The organism is Mesorhizobium sp. RCAM 06353 (genome assembly GCF_059683585.1).
Genome location: NZ_CM185031.1, coordinates 389,721 through 406,151 on the forward strand (window position 1 = coordinate 389,721; position 16,431 = coordinate 406,151).

General features: G+C 62.6%; 15 protein-coding genes and 1 other RNA gene. 6 read left to right on the forward strand and 10 right to left on the reverse strand.

The annotated features are described in order from the left end of the window. Positions 1-18: 18 nt before the first annotated feature. From AC56QX_RS01720 to ffs, 8 genes are all read right to left on the reverse strand, one after another. Positions 19-1,662, reverse strand: coding sequence for an ABC transporter substrate-binding protein (locus AC56QX_RS01720; protein ID WP_096453270.1), 1,644 nt, complete (start codon positions 1,660-1,662; stop codon positions 19-21). Positions 1,663-1,922: 260 nt separating this feature from the next. Beyond that, entirely contained in the window at positions 1,923-3,215 is a 1,293-nt protein-coding gene (locus AC56QX_RS01725) for a lytic murein transglycosylase (RefSeq protein WP_497113431.1), read from the reverse strand. A 26-nt stretch (positions 3,216-3,241) separates the two neighbouring features. Then, positions 3,242-3,847 carry a recombination mediator RecR gene (gene recR / locus AC56QX_RS01730; RefSeq protein ID WP_497113432.1) on the reverse strand — a complete coding sequence of 202 codons (606 nt, stop codon included), beginning with the start codon at positions 3,845-3,847 and terminating at the stop codon, positions 3,242-3,244. Positions 3,848-3,937: 90 nt separating this feature from the next. Then, positions 3,938-4,921, reverse strand: a complete 984-nt coding sequence (locus AC56QX_RS01735) for a cell wall hydrolase (RefSeq protein ID WP_497113433.1) — start codon at positions 4,919-4,921, stop codon at positions 3,938-3,940. Positions 4,922-5,151: 230 nt separating this feature from the next. Next, a complete protein-coding gene (locus AC56QX_RS01740) occupies positions 5,152-5,559 on the reverse strand; it encodes a hypothetical protein (protein WP_497118066.1) in 408 nt (135 codons plus the stop codon). A 75-nt stretch (positions 5,560-5,634) separates the two neighbouring features. Continuing rightward, a complete protein-coding gene (locus AC56QX_RS01745; RefSeq protein WP_027043571.1) occupies positions 5,635-5,958 on the reverse strand; it encodes a YbaB/EbfC family nucleoid-associated protein in 324 nt (107 codons plus the stop codon). Between the two features lie 23 nt (positions 5,959-5,981). After that, positions 5,982-7,805, reverse strand: coding sequence for a DNA polymerase III subunit gamma/tau (locus tag AC56QX_RS01750; protein WP_497113434.1), 1,824 nt, complete (start codon positions 7,803-7,805; stop codon positions 5,982-5,984). A gap of 104 nt (positions 7,806-7,909) precedes the next feature. Beyond that, positions 7,910-8,006: signal recognition particle sRNA small type (gene ffs, locus AC56QX_RS01755), an RNA gene on the reverse strand. Positions 8,007-8,161: 155 nt separating this feature from the next. Here ffs and AC56QX_RS01760 point away from each other — a divergent pair. The 3 genes from AC56QX_RS01760 to AC56QX_RS01770 are packed head-to-tail and all read left to right on the forward strand — an operon-like array spanning position 8,162 to position 9,919. After that, positions 8,162-8,581: an HIT domain-containing protein gene (locus tag AC56QX_RS01760; RefSeq protein ID WP_477223057.1), complete on the forward strand. Its 420-nt coding sequence runs from the start codon at positions 8,162-8,164 to the stop codon at positions 8,579-8,581. 56 nt (positions 8,582-8,637) lie between these two features. Next, a complete protein-coding gene (gene nudC, locus AC56QX_RS01765) occupies positions 8,638-9,582 on the forward strand; it encodes an NAD(+) diphosphatase (protein WP_497113435.1) in 945 nt (314 codons plus the stop codon). Positions 9,583-9,613: 31 nt separating this feature from the next. Next, the gene (locus AC56QX_RS01770) at positions 9,614-9,919 is read left to right on the forward strand and encodes a Dabb family protein (RefSeq protein ID WP_497113436.1); all 306 of its coding nucleotides are present in this window, start codon (positions 9,614-9,616) and stop codon (positions 9,917-9,919) included. Positions 9,920-9,974: 55 nt separating this feature from the next. On the opposite strand, the gene AC56QX_RS01775 is transcribed toward AC56QX_RS01770, so the two are convergent. After that, positions 9,975-10,838, reverse strand: coding sequence for a prephenate dehydratase (locus tag AC56QX_RS01775; protein WP_497113437.1), 864 nt, complete (start codon positions 10,836-10,838; stop codon positions 9,975-9,977). A 42-nt stretch (positions 10,839-10,880) separates the two neighbouring features. Continuing rightward, a complete protein-coding gene (locus AC56QX_RS01780; RefSeq protein WP_497113438.1) occupies positions 10,881-11,609 on the reverse strand; it encodes a 3-deoxy-manno-octulosonate cytidylyltransferase in 729 nt (242 codons plus the stop codon). A gap of 194 nt (positions 11,610-11,803) precedes the next feature. Here AC56QX_RS01780 and AC56QX_RS01785 point away from each other — a divergent pair, with 194 nt between their 5' ends. The 3 genes from AC56QX_RS01785 (at position 11,804) to AC56QX_RS01795 (ending at position 16,408) form a co-directional block, all read left to right on the forward strand. Next, the gene (locus AC56QX_RS01785; protein ID WP_497113439.1) at positions 11,804-12,487 is read left to right on the forward strand and encodes a c-type cytochrome; all 684 of its coding nucleotides are present in this window, start codon (positions 11,804-11,806) and stop codon (positions 12,485-12,487) included. A gap of 166 nt (positions 12,488-12,653) precedes the next feature. Further along, the gene (locus AC56QX_RS01790) at positions 12,654-14,531 is read left to right on the forward strand and encodes an extracellular solute-binding protein (protein ID WP_497113440.1); all 1,878 of its coding nucleotides are present in this window, start codon (positions 12,654-12,656) and stop codon (positions 14,529-14,531) included. A 14-nt stretch (positions 14,532-14,545) separates the two neighbouring features. Further along, complete coding sequence (locus AC56QX_RS01795) at positions 14,546-16,408, forward strand: extracellular solute-binding protein (protein WP_497113441.1); 1,863 nt, start codon at positions 14,546-14,548, stop codon at positions 16,406-16,408. Positions 16,409-16,431: the final 23 nt, after the last annotated feature.

Genomic DNA, 16,431 nt, shown 5'->3' on the forward strand with positions numbered 1-16,431 from the left:
GCGGCGCGTCCGACCGCATTATTCCTTGGAGACCGACCCGACGAAATTGGTGTCGAAGCTCGGGCCAAGCACGAGGCCCTTGAGGTTCTTGCGCAGGCCAACCACTTCCAGTTGCTGGTGAATGATGACGAAGGGGCTGGTGTCGAGGATCTTCTTCTGCAGATCCTTGTACATGTCGGCGCGTTTGCCAGAATCCTTCTCCAGCAGGGCCGCTTCCGTTTCCTTGGTCAGATCCGGAATGTCCCAGCTGTTGCGCCAGGCGAGGGTGTGCGACTTGCCGGCATCCGAATTATCGGGGTTCGACGCAAAGGTCTGAGCATTGGAATTCGGATCGAAATAATCCTGGCCCCAATTGCCGATGTAGATGTCGTGATTGCGAGCGCGGTATTTGGTCAGCGTCTGCTTGCCGTCGCCAGGAATGATCTCCAGCTTGATGCCGGCCTGTCCCAGCGTCTGCTGGATCGATTCCGCCATGCCTGTCGTCGGCTGTCCCGTTCGCACGTCCATGGTGACGCTGAAGCCGTCGGGCAGGCCGGCCTTGGCCAGCAGTTCCTTGGCCTTGGCGACATCGAGCTTGAACGGATTGTCGTCCACGGCGCCGAGGTCGCCCTTGGGCAGGAAGGATTGGTGGATCTCGCCGATGCCCTTGAGGATGGTCGTGCTCAGCGCATCGTAGTCGACCAGATATTTGAAGGCCTGGCGCACCTCGGGCTTGGCCAGATTCGGATTCTTCTGGTTGAGGCTGATGTAATAGACCGTGCCCTTCGGCGCGCTGGTGGTGGTGAGGTCGGCGTTCTTGGCGATGGCGTCGAGATCGTTCGGCTCGAGGTTGCGGGCAACGTCGATGTCGCCGGCTTCGAGCGCCAGGCGCTGGGCCGAGCTTTCCTTCATGTTGCGATAGATGACGCGGGCGAGCTTGGCCTTCTCGCCGTAATAATTGTCGTTGCGCTCCATGACCACGGCTTCGTTTGCGCGCCATTCGCGCAGCTTGTAGGCGCCGGAACCGGCATAGCCGGTCTTCAGCCAGGCGTTACCGAAATCATTGTCCCATTTGTAGTCGGCGCTCGGCGTCACCGCCGCGACGTGTTCCTTGACCAGCTTGGCGTCGACCACCGAGGCGACCGTTGCCGAGAGGCAGTTCAGCACGAAGCTCGGCGCATAGGCCTTGTCGACGGTGAACTGGAATGTGGCGTCGTCGACGGCCTTGGCCTTTTCGGTGACGTTGTCGCCGCTGATGCCGAACTGACCGATGATGAAGGCCGGGCTCTTGTCCAGCTTGACGGCGCGCTCGAACGAATAGGCGACATCGGCCGCGGTGATCGGGTTGCCCGAGGCGAATTTGAGGCCCGGCTTGAGCTTGAATGTATAGGTCAGGCCGTCGTCAGAAACGGTCCAGCTCGCGGCGAGATCCGGCTTGACCTTGGAGGTGTCGCTGAGGTCGAGGCGGACAAGCAAATCATAGGTGTTGCCGGTGACTTCCGCGGTCGACAGCTCGAACGCCTCGCCCGGATCCATGGAGATGATGTCGTCGATCGCGAAACCCTCGACCAGCGTGTCGGCGGGCGTGACCGCACCGGCCGGCGCTCCGGCCAGAAGCAGCGCGGACATGGCTGCACCCGCAAGCAGGATGCGGGAGCGTAGAGCAAACTTTTCCATCATCATGGTGATTGTTCCCTGTTTTGTTGTTTGTTGACCTGAGTTCCCGGCTCAGGGTTGCGGAATTCTTTTCGGACCTGGAGACGGCCCTCCGACCTCTTACCGTTGCGGTTTTTGTCCAGTTGGTCAACACCATATCCGGGGGGCCCGTGGCCGGCAACGAGCATTTACCTGACGGCTCATTGGGCCAGAAAGACGGGTGGCGTGTCGACGCATAGGCCAGCCATCCAAGGCAGCGGAAAGGGAAAAATCTGCTAATTTCGGCGCTATTTCAGCGCTGCGACCAGGCCGGCATCGGGAAAACAGGTCGCGGCCTGGCCGTTCTTGGCCTGCCATTTGCCGATCGAGCGGCGGGTCTTGAAGCCGGGCAGGCCGTCGGCGCTGCCGACATCATAGCCCTTGGCTTCCAGCGCCCGTTGCAGGGCGGCAATGTCGGAACGGTGGAGATCGCCGACCGGGCCCCAGCTGCCGGAAAAATTCTGATCGCCATGCGCAATGCGGTCGGCGCCATGGCCGATGAACAGCGCGTAGAGGTCGCTGGTGTTGTATTCCTTCAGCACATAGAAATTGGGCGTGGCGATGAAAGCCGGCCCGCTGCGGCCGGCAGGCATCAGCAGGAAGCCCTCCGCCTTCAGCTCACTCGCCGGAAATGCTTTTCCGCCGATGCGCTTGACACCCATGTCAGCCCACTCGGATATCTTCTTGCCTTGATCGGGGCCTTCCAGCGAGCAGGAGACGCTGTCGGGCACTGTCACCTCGAACCCCCAACCGCGGCCCCTCACCCAGCCATAGTGGACGAGATAATTGGCGATCGAGGCGAGCACGTCAGGCGTCGAGTTCCAGATGTCGACGCGGCCGTCGCCGTCGAAATCCACGGCATGCTTGAGGAAGGAGGTCGGCATGAATTGCGGCTGGCCGAGCGCACCGGCCCAGGACGATTTCATCGCGCCGACCGGCGCCAGTCCGCGTTGGACGATTTCCAGTGCAGCCAGAAGCTCGGTGTGGAAGAAATCCTTCTTGGTCGACATGAACGCCTTGGTGCCGAGAACCTCGAAGGCGTCGTAAGGCATCTTCGCCGCGCCGAAGCCGGTCTCGCGACCCCAGATCGCCAGAACGATCTCACCGGGCACGCCATAGCGTTTTTCGATAGCGGCCAGCGTCTTGGCGTTGGTCGCTTCGCGCGCGCGTCCGCCTGATGTCACCGCACGAACCGTCTTCTCGGCGAAATAGGCGCCGGGCGAGCCGAACTCTGCCTGATGCTGCTTCTGCGGCGTCTTCGGCTTCTCGCCGGGCATGACGAGGTCGGGCAGCTTCAGATTGGGCTTGATGCCGTCGAAGGCGGCATCGAAAGTCTGTTTGGAGATGCCATTCGCCTTGGCTTGCGGCCAGAGGTCGTTCTGCAGCCAGGCGCGGAACTGGTCGTCGATCTTGGCGGCGGAGACGGGGGCAGAAAAGAAAAGGAAGGCTAGAGCAGCCAGGAAGAATGCAAGACAAAACTGGCGAAGGCCGCGTTCTGTGGCGGTGCTTGGCACTAGCCTGGAAGGACGCGCAACACTCATGATCCGCACCCTCTTCCGCAACTTTGTCAAAACGCCGTCCGCGAGCGCAGTGCGGCGGCCAGCGTGCCCTCGTCGAGATAATCGAGCTCACCGCCGACCGGCACGCCGTGCGCCAACCTTGTCACCTTGATGTCGAAGCCGGACAGCTGGTCGGTGAGATAATGCGCGGTGGTCTGGCCCTCGACCGTCGCGTTGACGGCGATGATGATCTCCTTCACCTCGCCGCCGGCGACGCGGTCGATCAGCGAGCGGATGTTGAGCTGGTCGGGGCCGACGCCGTCGAGCGGCGACAGCGTGCCGCCGAGCACATGATAGCGCACGTTCATCGCCGCCGCCCGCTCCAGCGCCCAGAGATCGGAAACGTCCTCGACGACAATAAGGGTGGTAGCGTCGCGGCGCGGGTCTGTGCAGATCATGCAGGGGTCGGATGTATCGACATTGCCGCAGGTCGTGCAGATGCGCACCTTATCGGCGGCCTCGCCCATGGCGACGGCGAGCGGCGACAACAGCTGCTCCTTCTTCTTGATCAGATGAAGGGCCGCGCGCCTGGCCGAACGGGGCCCAAGCCCCGGCACCTTGGCCAGGAGCTGGATCAGACGTTCGATCTCGGGACCGGCGATTCGCTTGGACATCGCCCTGATCTAGGATTTTTCGGAGCGCTTTGGAACAGCTCCCGTCCAGCACGATCCATCATGCTGCCATGCGAAGCTTGGCGATACGGGTCAGTTGGCTTCGAGCGGCCGGCCCTGGCTGACGATCATCGCGCCAATAGCGTCGGTGTTCTCAGGCGTCGACTGGAAGCCCATCGCCGCCTCTTGCGGCTCGCCCTGAACCGAACTGATGACCTTCGCGTTCAAGGTTCCGCCGAAACGGGCCGCATCCGGCTCTTCCATCGGCTCCTGCATGGCGACCATCGTCTGCTTCGTCGTAACGCGCGCCGACTTTGCCGTCGGCGCCGCAGCCGCGGTCACATAGGTCTGCTGGGCAGGCGCGATCTTGGTCTTGGGCTGACGGGCCGGTTCCACCGAGGCGGTCATAAAGACCTGTTGCGCCGGAGCGGTGCGGGACGTTTTGGCCGGGCGCACCGGCTCGGCCGAGGCAACCATCGTCACCGGCGCGGCCGGCTTGACCATTTCGGGCGCCACCGAGGCAACCATTGGCTCGTCGGGCAGCGGCTGCCAGTTGCGGCCGCGCTTTTCGTAGAAGGCATTGCCACCGGCGACCATGGTGTAGTGCATGTTCTTGTAGGGGAAATGCAGGCCGGCGGTGTGGAAGTACATGGTGTTCTTGAGCTTGGCCTTGCGCTCACCCTTGAGCACGGCATCGGCGGCTTCCTCGACATCGGGCATTGCTCGCGAATTCATCGGCCTGGTCATAACACCCGGCGCGAACTGCCCGGGCTCACCCACCACGTCACAGATGGTGCTGCCGTGGTTGCCGGAGCGCAAGCGGTTCATCACCACCGTACCGACGGCGATCATGCCGTCGCGGCTCGAGCGGTTGGATTCGAAGAACATCGCCCTTTCCAGGCATTCCCTATCCTTCGGTGTGTGGCTGAAGGGCCGGCTCAGGAAACTCGGCGTGATGGCATCGGTCAGGCTTGCAACGGACATGCCATGCGAAGTGGTCTGGCTGCAGGCGGCCAGGAACAGGGGAGACGTGATGACGCCGAGCAACAGCGGCGCCTTCCATCGCGTAACAATCAACAGGTTACCCTCTCACTTCGATGCCCGCCCCCAGGCTGCGGCAAGAATGAGACACTTTCAGGCAAAATGATGGCCAAAACGTTATTAACCATGCGCTGTTGCCTAAAAGGCACAATTTCGAGGCTTTCCAGATAGATCGAGCCGTCATTTCATAAAGGCGATGACCACTCACTCTTGGTTTCGCCGCAATTGCGGCTGGAAAAACCGCGTAACGTCTTTCCAGGGAATCGCTACCGCCCGGCCGCAATCACGGCCGACCGACCCGGCTCGAGCTCCTCGACATTCTCTGAAAACAGGCCGCGCCTGAGGAACAAAGCCCGCGCGTCCCTGGCAGCCGGCGCGATCTTTCCCGGCCAGTCGCTGTCGATGAACTCGGCCTTGGTGAAATCGGGATTTGTTTCGGACGCCGCCTCGAGGAATTCGGCGATTTCCAGCACGACCGCGCGCTCCTCCTTCGAAAGCGCCGATGTGCCAGCCTCGATCGACGGGCGGTGCACGAAATCCTCGAACAGGTGGAAATAGCCCTTGATGCCGACAATATCGACGCCGGCATCGCTATCGGCGAGGATTTCCAGAATCTCGTAGATCCTGTTGCGGATACGCTGCTCGATCAGTCTTTCGGACGGCTCTTCGGTCATGGGCGCATCGCCGCTGGGTTCAACTTTCATGCATGTCGTTGCCCCAAAACCGCTGCACGGTTTGGGCGACATGCATCAGAAGGGCAGTTTCATCCCCGGCGGGATCGGCAGGCCGGCGGTCAGCGCCTTGGTCTTTTCCTGCATGATCTGCTCGACCTTGACCTTGGCGTCATTGTGGGCGGCGAGGATCAAATCCTCGAGGATCTCGACATCGTCCTCCTTGAACAGGGACGGGTCGATCTTCAGCGACTTCATCTCGAACTTTCCGGTCAGCGTCACGTTGACCAGGCCGCCGCCAGCCTGGCCGGATGCTTCCAGCGTGGCGATCTCGTCCTGCATGGCCTGGAATTTGGCCTGCATTTCCTTCGCCTTGCCCATCAGGCCGAGAAGATCTTTCATGGTCCGGTCCTTGTCTTGGTTTGTCAGGTCTCGTCGTCGTCGGCCGGCGGCTCGACCGGCACTTCGGCCTCGGTCGTGTCCGCCTCCGGCGCGTCAGGGATGCGCACGTCGATGATCTTGGCACCGGGAAAGCGCGCCAGGAAGGCGGCAACCGTCGGATCGCTCTTGGCATCGAGGAAGGCGTTTTCGCGCTTGGTCGATTCCATTTCGGCCAGCGTCTGGCCGCCCTCTTCCTTCGACAGCGACACCAGCCAGTTGCGGCCGGTCCAGGCGCGCAGTTTGGTGGTCAGGTCGTTGAGCAGCAGCTTCGGCGCATCGTCGGTCAGGCTGACATCGATGCGGCCGGGCTCGAAGCGCACGGGACGGATGCAGCGCTTGACCAGCACTTTGAAAGCGATGTCGCGCTGCGCGTCGGCAAGCGCAACGATATCGGCCAGCGACCTGACCGGCACCTGCTGCGGCTCTGACACCGGCGCGGGCGGGGCGACGAACGCGACCGGCGCCGGCGTGGCCTCGACCAGCCGCATGGTCTGCGCGCCACCGGGCCCGGATGGCATGCGCGTCTGCGCCACCGCGCTGGCCCCACCGCCATTGCCGGTGCCGGAACCCGCAGGCGCGCCATTCGGACGCGATGCACCACTTTGTGCCGATCCTGCGCCCTCAAGCGACCGCAACGCTTCATCCAGCGTCGGCAGGTCGGCGGCATGCGCCAGCCGGATCAGCACCATTTCGGCTGCACTGACGGGCCGATTGGAGGACTGCACCTCGGGGATGCCCTTGAGCAGCATCTGCCAGGTCCGCGACAGCACCCTGACCGACAGCGCCCTGGCGAAATCGGCGCCGCGCTCGCGCTCGTCCTGCGACAGCGAGGCATCGTCCATGGCGGTCGGCACGAAACGCAGCCGGGTGACGAGGTGGTTGAACTCGGCAAGATCGGTCAGCACGGCGGCCGGATCGGCGCCGGTGTCGTATTGGGTGCGGAATTCGGCCAGGGCCGCCGCCACATCGCCCTTCATCACATGTTCGAACAGGTCGACGATGCGGGCACGGTCGGCCAGCCCCAGCATCGCCCGCACCGCCTCGGCGCTGACGGAGCCGGCGCCGTGCGCAATCGCCTGGTCGAGGATGGAGAGCGAATCGCGGGCGGAACCTTCCGCCGCGCGCGCAATCATCGCCAGCGCGTCGTCGTCGACCGAAATGCCTTCCTGGCCGGCGATCGACGAAAGATGCGCGACCAGCGCGCCGGCATCGATTCGCCTCAGGTCAAAACGCTGGCAGCGCGACAGGACGGTGATCGGAACCTTGCGGATTTCGGTGGTGGCGAAAATGAATTTGACGTGCGGAGGCGGCTCCTCCAGCGTTTTCAGCAGGCCGTTGAAGGCCTGCGTCGACAGCATGTGCACTTCGTCGATGATGTAGACCTTGTAGCGGGCCGAGACCGGTGCGTAACGCACGCGCTCGATGATGTCCCTGATATCGTCGATGCCGGTGTGCGAGGCGGCGTCCATCTCGATGACGTCGACATGACGGCCTTCCATGATCGCCTGACAATGCTCGCCGAGCACGGCAAGGTCGATCGAGGGCTGGTCAACTGTCGCGGTCTTGTAGTTCAGTGCCCGCGCCAGGATGCGCGCCGTGGTCGTCTTGCCGACACCGCGAACGCCGGTCAGCATCCAGGCCTGGGCAATGCGGCCGGTGGCAAAGGCATTGGTGAGGGTGCGCACCATCGGCTCCTGGCCGACCAGCTCGGAAAAATTCGACGGACGGTATTTGCGCGCCAGCACGCGGTAGGCAGCGGCCTTTCCATTCTCCAGGCCTTTTGGCCCCGAATTTCCGGCTTCGCTCATTCGCCCGTTAAGCTCCAAAAGGCCGCGCCCAAAGGCGCCGATTCCTGCGCATAGTCTCGCCCGCGCTGCAATGCGTCGTCAATGTCGCGAGGAGGGCCGATGAGGTGGGAGGCTGGAACAATGACCCGTTCCGGGCTCGTTAGGGCTGCTTCCTTCCGGACCTGACCCGGTTGGCGAGTGGATCGTCCACCACCAACCTCCCGCTGTCCATATCGGCAATTGCGCGATGAAATGCAAGTCCGCAGGCGATTTGCTGCACCAAACCGTGAGAGCAACAATGATTCGCTTGCAGCCCCCGGGCCAGCGCTCTAGCGTTCATGGGTTCTAAGAAACCAAGAAAAGCAAGGGAAACGCCGATGCTGCCGGGCCTGAAGGCCGGATTCACGCTGGATGCCCGGCTGGAGGCGGACAGCGAGCAGTTGATGTGGCTTGGGCTGTGCGAATTGCGGGTGATGAACGATCGCCGCTGGCCATGGCTGCTTTTGGTGCCGCAGCGGCCGGGCGCGGAAGAAATCCACGACATGACGCCGCTTGACCAGGCGATGCTGACCTTCGAGACCAATATGGTGGCGCAGGCGCTGAAGAAAGTCAGCGGTTGCACGAAGATCAACACCGGCGCGCTCGGCAACATCGTGCGCCAATTGCATATCCATATTATCGCCCGGTCCGAAGGCGATCCCGGCTGGCCCGGCCCGGTGTGGGGACACGGCCTGCGCGAACCCTATCAAGGTTCCGACCTGCGCCGGTTTGCCGAAACGATAAGGGCGGCGCTATAAGCCTTCCCCAACACGTTCATTTCAAAAAATGTCCATCCCAAAACATCAGAGTCCGTATGAGCTTCAGCCTGTTTGACGCGCCTTTGCGCGAGCCGAGCCAGTTCGTCGGTTTTGCCGGCAACACGATCGACCGGCAATCCGAGAACCGCGCCGACGATTCGGTCGAGAAGGCGCTGGCCGATCCGACGACGCGGCTGCTGTTGATGAATGGCGGCCGGCTCCACCTGAAGCTCGACGGGGGCGGCGGCCTCGACCCGTGGTTCGGCGCCGCCGAGAGCGAGCCCTTCAAGCCTTCCTTCGCCCAGGGCGTGCTGCTCGGCTTTTCCGACCAGGGGCCGGTGCTGGCGATGCCAGTCGGGATCGAGGCCGAACAGTTGCTCGAGACCGTCAAGGCGATCGACTACCGGTCGGTCTACATGCAAGGACTGATCGACGAAGCGGCGGCCGGTGCGATGGCGCAAGGGGCCGCCCTGCTTGCCTGGCATGCAAGCCATCGTTTCTGCAGCAAATGCGGCAGCGAGTCCCAGATGCGGGCCGGCGGTTACAAGCGGCACTGCCCGAATTGCGGCACCGAGCATTTTCCGCGTACCGACCCGGTGGCGATCATGGTGACGGCGACGCGCGAGAAATGCCTGCTTGGGCGCGGCCGACACTTCGCGCCGGGCATGTATTCGGCGCTTGCCGGCTTCATCGAGCCGGGTGAGACGATCGAGGCGGCGGTGCGCCGCGAAACGCTGGAGGAGGCCGGAATCCGGCTCGGCCGCGTCGTCTACCATGCCAGCCAGCCCTGGCCGTTCCCCTATTCGCTGATGATCGGCTGCTTCGGCGAGCCGCTCAACGAGGATATCCAGGCCGACCTCAACGAGCTGGAAGATTGCCGCTGGTTTGGCCGCGACGAGGTGCGCCTGATGCTGGCGAGGGAGCATCCCGACAATCTGGTCACGCCGCCGAAAGGGGCGATTGCGCATCACCTCATCCGCGCCTGGGTCGACAGCGAATAGCGAATACCGAAAGTCATTGCAGGAGAGACAAATGATCCGTCACACCGTCGTCTTCACGCTGAAGCACCCGCCGCACTCGCTCGACGAAAAGCGGTTCCTCGTCGATGCCAAGAAAATCCTCACCGCGATCAAGGGCGTCACGCACTTCGAGCAATTGCGGCAGATCAGCCCCAAGAACGACTATCATTTCGGCTTCTCGATGGAGTTCGCCGACCAGGCCGCCTACACCAGGTACAACGACCATCCCGACCATGTCGCCTTCGTACGCGACCGCTGGGTGCCGGAGGTCGAGAAATTTCTCGAGATCGATTACGTGCCGCTGGGCTCGGTGGTTTAGAGCATGATCCCGAAAGTGGAAACCGGTTTTCGGAAAAGATCATGCTCAATAGGAGCTAGTCCGCGACTTTCCACTGCTCGCGCGACTCGCTGGCCGGATAGACGCCCAAAATCCGCACCTCGCGCGAGAAGAAGCGCAGTTCCTCCAGCGCCAGCTTGACCAGCGGATCATCGGGATGGCCCTCGATGTCGGCGTAGAACAGCGTCGCCGTGAAGGCGCCGAGCTGGTAGCTCTCCAGCTTGGTCATGTTGATGCCGTTGGTGGCGAAGCCGCCCATGGCCTTGTAGAGCGCGGCCGGCACGTTGCGGACGCGGAAGATGAAGGTCGTCATCATCTTGACGTCGGCTGAGGCGCGTTCGGCCCATTGCTTGCTCTTGGTCAGGACGACGAAACGGGTGACGTTGGAATCGGTGTCCTCGACATTCTCCTCGATGGTATCGAGCCCATAGAGCGTCGCGGCCAGCGCCGGCGACAGCGCCGCCATGGTGCGGTCCTTGACCTCGGAGACCATCTTGGCGGCACCCGCCGTGTCGCCGGCGACGACAGCCTTCCAGCCGTTCTTGCGGATGTATTTGCGGCACTGGCCAAGCGCATGGATGTGGCTGTGAACCGTCTTGATTTCTTCCCGTTTGACGCCGGGCAGCACCATCAGCTGGAAATGGATCGGCAGGAAATACTCGCCGACGATGTGCATCCTCGATTCCGGCAGCAGATGGTGGATGTCGGCGACACGTCCGGCGATGGTGTTCTCGATCGGGATCATGGCGAGATCGGCCTTGCCGGTCTCGACCGCGTTGAATGCGTCCTCGAAGGTCGGGCACGGCAACGGCTCCATCGAGGGATAGACGTTGCGGCAGGCAGTGTCGGAATTGGCACCCGGCTCGCCCTGGAAGGATATTCTGTTGGTCTTTTCAGGCATGGCCGGGTCTCGATTCACGGTATCTCGGTTCGAAGGGATTTCTCAGTTTGCCAGGATCGTCCTGGCGCGCTCAAGGTCTTCCGGCGTGTCGACGCCAAGCGGCAGCGACTGGACGATCTCGGCGTCGATGCGCATGCCGGCTTCCAGCGCCCGCAGCTGCTCCAACCGCTCGCGGCGCTCGAGCGGCGACGACTTCAGCGCGACGAAGCGCTCAAGTGCCGAGCGGCGATAGGCGTAGAGGCCAACATGGTGATAGAGCGGCCCCTCGCCCCAAGGTGCTGTGGCGCGGGTGAAATAGAGCGCCTTCAGCCGCGTCGCCGATAGTGGCGAACCGATGATCTTGACGACGTTCGAATTGGTCTTTTCCTCCTCGCGGACAATCTCGACGCCGAGCGTGGCGATATCCACGGCTGCGTCCTCGAACGGCCTGAGCGAGGCGGCGATGATGCCGGGATCGATGGTCGGCAGGTCGCCCTGGACATTGACGATCGTTTCGACCTTGTGTCCGGGATCGAGTGCGAGCAGCGCCTCGTGGATGCGATCGGAGCCCGACTCGTGGTCGATGCGCGTCATCACCGCCTCGAACCCATGCGCGCGCACCGCTTCGGCGACGCTTTGCGTGTCGGTCGCCACCACCACGCGGCCGAGGCCGGCTTCGGCCGCGCGGCGCGCGACATGAACGATCATCGGCGCGCCGGCGATGTCGGCCAGCGGCTTGCCCGGCAGGCGGGTCGAGGCCATGCGGGCCGGGATCAGGATCAGAGTGGACATCGCTATGGCAAGGCGTTCGAAAAGAGGACAAGGAAAAGTGGCAAAAGGTCTCACTGGCAGCGCCCTTATAGGTGTTGCAACGCCGCAGCAAAAGACCTAGTTTCCGCCCGATTTGACCGGCTCTGGAGGGCAGGTCTCGATACCGACGGACGGAGTGGACGGTTCGGTCCGCCGGAAAAGGGAGCAAGGGGCGAATGGATTCCAACGAAGTCAACAAACTGCTCGCCGGATTGCTCGGAACCGTTTTCGTCGTTTTCTCGGTCGGCCTGGTCTCGGACGCGCTGTTTGCCTCGCCGGCTCCTGAAAAGCCCGGCTTCATCATCGAGGCCGCGGAGCCCGCCGAAGGCGGCCCTGCAGCACCCGCCGCCGAAGCCAAGCCGATCGCCGATCTGCTGCAGACCGCCAATGTCGAGGCTGGCGCTGCCGTGTTCAAGAAATGCCAGGCCTGCCATTCCGGCGAAAAGGGCGGCCCCAACAAGGTCGGCCCCGATTTGTGGGATCTCGTCGACCGCCCGGTCGCCGAACATGAAGGCTTCGCCTATTCGGCCGGCATGAAGGAATTTTCCAAGGGCGGCACCGAGAAGTGGACCTACGACAACATCAACCACTTCATCACCTCGCCGAAGAAGTTCGTGAAGGGCACGGCCATGGGTTTCGCCGGACTGCCCAAGGACGAGGACCGCGCCAACGTCATCGCCTATCTGCGCACGCTGTCGGACAATCCCAAGCCTCTGCCTACGCCGGGTGCCGCCGCCGACGCCAGCGCGCCCGCCAAGCCGGCCGATGCAGCCGCCCCGGCAAAGCCGGCTGACGGCGCAGCGCCGGCCAAGCCAGCAGCACCGGCTGCACCAGCTCCGGCGCCTGCGCCCGCCCAGTAACCAGATATCATCGCGACGACCTTGAAAAAGCCGGGTTCTGCCCGGCTTTTTTGTTAGGAAAACCGCATATGCGGCGACAAAGCCGCGCATGGCGGTTTTCACGCGCGCCAAATCATCTAGATTGCCCTTCAGGATGATCTGGCACGCATCGCGAAGAGGATAGTGCATGACGGTTGGCCGAACGCTTCTCAAGTCGCTGCTGGCGGCGGCCACGCTGGTAGCGGGGTTGCATACGACCCGGGCCGACGAGTGGCGCACCACCTCATCGCTGATCGGCCCTTCCAAATACAGCGACAATTTCCAGCACTACGACTACGTCAACCCGAATGCGCCGAAGGGTGGCAACTACAACTCCGTCGTCCAGGGGACATTCGACAGCTTCAATCCCTACATCGTGCAAGGAGCGCCGGCCGCCGGCTTCCAGCCGTTCGGCGGCGGCCTGCTCTACGATACGCTTATGGACCAGGCGACCGACGAAGGCAGCGTCAGCCATCCGCTGATCGCCGACGCCTACAAGTACCCGACGGACTATTCCTCGGCGACCTATCGGCTGGACCCGCGCGCGAAGTGGCATGACGGGCAGCCGATCACCGTCGACGACGTGATCTGGTCGTTCCAGGCGCTGAAGGCGAACAGCCCGATGTACAGCCGCTATTTCGAGAACGTCACCGAGGCGGTGGCGATCTCCGACCGCGAGGTCGAATTCCATTTCAACCAAAAGGGCAACCGCGAGCTGCCCAAGATCCTCGGCGACCTCGTCGTTCTGCCCAAGCATTGGTGGGAAGGTACCGACGCCAACGGCAAGAAACGCGACATCACCAAGGGGACGCTGGAGCCACCGCTTGGCTCGGCTGCCTACAAGATTGCCAGCTTCAAGCCGGGCTCGGAGATCATCTGGCAGCGCGTGCCGGATTATTGGGGCGCCAAGCTGGCGGTGAAGATCGGGCGCGAGAATTTCGACACCCAGCGCTTCACCTACATTCTTGACGACAATGCTGCCTGGCAAGCCTTCAAGAAGGGCGGGCTCGACGATATCAAGCCGGAAAACAGCTCGAAGAAGTGGGCAACGTTTTATGATTTCCCGGCGATCAAGGCCGGCGACGTGATCAAGCAGGAATTCAAGACCACCTCGCCGGAGCCGATGCAGGCCTTCATGCTCAACCAGAGGCGGCCGCTGTTCCAGGATCGCCTGGTACGCGAGGCACTGACCTATGCGTACGATTTCGAGACGATGAACCGGACGCTGTTCTTCGGCTTCAACACCCGTACCAGCAGTTACTTCCAGGGCACGGAGCTGGCCTCGAGCGGCCTGCCGCAAGGCAAGGAATTGGAAATCCTGGAAAAATACCGCGACAAGCTGCCGCCCGAGCTTTTCACGCAAGAGTTCAAGCTGCCGGTCTATGACACGCCGCAAGCCGAGCGCAAATATCTGAGGCAGGCGGTCGATCTGTTCGCCAAAGCCGGCTGGGTGATCAAGGGCGGCAAGATGGTCAACGCCAAGACCGGCGAGCCGTTCAAGTTCGAGATCATCGGCTCGAGTGAAACGGACCAGGTCCTTTCCGGCACCTACATCGCCAATCTGCGCAAAATCGGCGTCGATGCGACGCTGCGCATCATCGACCAGAGCCAATACATCAACCGCGTCAACAATTTCGATTACGACGTCATCACCAACGTGCTGCAGCAATCGGAATCGCCCGGCAACGAGCAACGCGATTTCTGGAGCTCGAAGGCCGCTGACACACCGGGAGCACGCAACTATTCCGGCATCAAGGATCCGGTCGTCGACGCCCTTGTCGACCGCATCATCTTCGCCACCGACCGCGACGATCTCGTGGCCGTCACCCATGCGCTCGACCGGGTGCTGCTGTGGAACTACTATGCCGTGCCACAATACTACCGTGCGGTGGTGTGGCTCGCCTACTGGAACAAGTTCGGCATTCCGGACAAGCAGCCAAGCTACCGCGGCGCCGATATCGATTCCTGGTGGATCGACACCGAAAAGGAAAAGGCGCTCGCGGCCAAATACAGGGGTAGCGATTGATGGGGCAGCAGCCGATGCTTCCTCGTCGCGACTTCCTGGCGCTCGGCGCCGCGGCGACCGCCGCCGCGCTGCTGCCGGGCAAGGCCTTCGCCGCCAGCCCGACCGGCGTGAAACTGCACGGGCTGTCGGCCTTCGGCGACCTTAAGTACAAACCGGACTTCACGCATTTCGACTATGTCAATGTCGATGCACCGCAAGGCGGCACCTTCAACTTCCTGCCTCCCAACTGGGGCGCCAACCAGAGCCCGCTCACCTTCAACACGCTGAACGCCTTCGTTCCCAAGGGCGATGCACCGCAGCGTCTGGAGATGTGCTTCGACCAATTGATGGCGAGATCGCTCGACGAGTCCGACGCCGTCTACGGGCTGATCGCCGAGACCATCACGATCTCCGACGATCGCAACAGCTTCACCTTTGGACTGCGCCCACAGGCCCGTTTCCATGACGGCACGCCGCTGACGGCAGAGGATGCCGCCTTCACCTTCAAGTTGCTCAAGGACAAGGGGCATCCGGATTATTCGTTGCCGCTGACGCATCTGGATGATGCGGTCGCCATCGACGCCAACACGCTGCAGCTCAAATTCTCGGGCAAGCAGACGACCCGCACCATCCTCAACGTCGTCGTCTTTCCGATCCTGTCGAAGGCCTTCTACACCGCCAATCCGTTCGATTCCTCGCAGATGAACCCACCACTCGGTTGCGGCGCCTACAAGGTCGGGCGCTGGTCCGCCGGCGCTTGGATCGAATATGAGCGCGTGCCGGACTATTGGGGCAACGATCTTGCGGTCAATCGCGGCCAGAACAATTTCCAGCGCATCCGCGTCGAATTCTACCAGGACCGCAACGTCGCCTTCGAAGCCTTCAAGAAGGGGGAAATCCTCTACAGGGAGGAATTCACCTCGCGCGTCTGGGCGACGCAGTACAATTTTCCGGCCTTTACCGCCGGCAAGGTGGCCAAGCACGAATTCCCGGCCGAAACGGTGCCTGCCATGCAGGCCACCGCCGTCAACCAGCGGCGCGAACAATTCCGCGATCCGCGCGTGCGGCAGGCGATCGGGCTCTGCTTCGACTTCGAATGGACGCGGCGCAATTTCTTCTACGGCTCCTATGAGCGCTCGCAGTCCTGCTTCGAGAAATCGGATTTCCGCGCCGAGGGCTCACCGTCGCCGGAGGAACTGGCGCTGCTCGAGCCGCTGCGTGACCAGATTCCTCCTGAAGCCTTGGGCGAAGCGGTGACCCAGGCGGTCTCGAACGCCTCCGGCCGCGATCGCCAACTGCTCGGCAAGGCAGCCAAGCTGCTGGCCGAGACCGGCTGGAAACGGTCCGGCGATTTCGTCGTCAACGACAAGGGCGGCCGGCTATCGGCCGAGATTCTCGTCGACGACGAAACCTTTGAGCAGGTCTATTCGCCTTGGGTCGAAAACATGAAGGCAATCGGCATCGACGCATCGATCCGGCTGGTCGACGCCGCGCAATATCAGTTGCGGCAGAATTCGTTCGACTACGATCTCGTCTCGGTTGCGTTCTCATTTCCGGCGACGCCAACCCGAGACGACCTCGAAACCTTCTTCCACTCGCGAACCGCCACCATATCGGGCTCGCGCAACCTGCCGGGAACATCGAGCCCGGCCATCGACACGCTGATCGACACCGTTGGCGCCGCCAAGGACCGCGAAAGCCTGACAATTGCCATGCGCGCTCTCGACCGGGTCTTGCGCGCGCGGCGCGATTGGATTCCAAGTTGGTTCCTGGCGAATCACCGAAGCGCCTATTGGGACATGTTCGGCTTTCCCGAGCAGAAACCCGATTTCGGCTTTCCGGTCGAAGCGCTGTGGTGGGTCGACAAGGGCAAGGCGGCAAAGATTGGCAAAGCCTGACATGACCGTTCACGCGGGGCCGG